The sequence below is a fragment of the Acutalibacter sp. JLR.KK004 genome (genome assembly GCF_036941085.1).
Taxonomy (GTDB): domain Bacteria; phylum Bacillota; class Clostridia; order Oscillospirales; family Acutalibacteraceae; genus Acutalibacter.
This window is the reverse complement of sequence record NZ_JAYMNQ010000011.1, coordinates 1-419: the sequence shown is the minus strand read 5'-3', so window position 1 is coordinate 419 and position 419 is coordinate 1. Positions and strand designations below refer to the sequence as shown.

Annotated in this window: 1 protein-coding gene; it reads left to right on the top strand. The window is 54.4% G+C overall.

Features of this window, described 5'->3' with window-relative positions:
- Positions 1 to 289 (top strand): S-layer homology domain-containing protein (locus tag VSQ30_RS20560; RefSeq protein WP_334467153.1); only part of this gene is annotated, 289 nt, incomplete at its 5' end.
- Positions 290 to 419: the final 130 nt, after the last annotated feature.

Sequence of the window (419 nt, the reverse complement as noted above, 5' to 3'; positions counted from 1 at the left end):
CGGCGAGGGCTGGGTGTGCCTGGATTACATCAATAAAATTGCCTCGGCCAAAGACCCGGCGGCAAAGGAGGAAAGCATCATGACTGGCAAGGAATTTAAGAAGATGTACGATGAGATCAACCCCACCTACAACACACTGGATGAGGTGCCCAGCTATTGGCGGGACGATATCCGGGAGCTGGTGGAGAAAGGTATTATCTCCGGCGTGGGCGGCGGTAAGCTGGGCCTGACTCATAGCGACTGCAAGGCCGCTGTGCTTGCCAAGCGGATCGCGGAAAAGCTGAAATAGCCTGCTGCCCTTTGGTAGTCCGTCCGAGGATTCTGCCCCTTAATTTTATGAAGGGATGGACTATTATATGGACAGCTTTATGGGCTGGATCGGCGGCAAGCGTATCCTGCGCAAAGCCATTTTGGAGCGC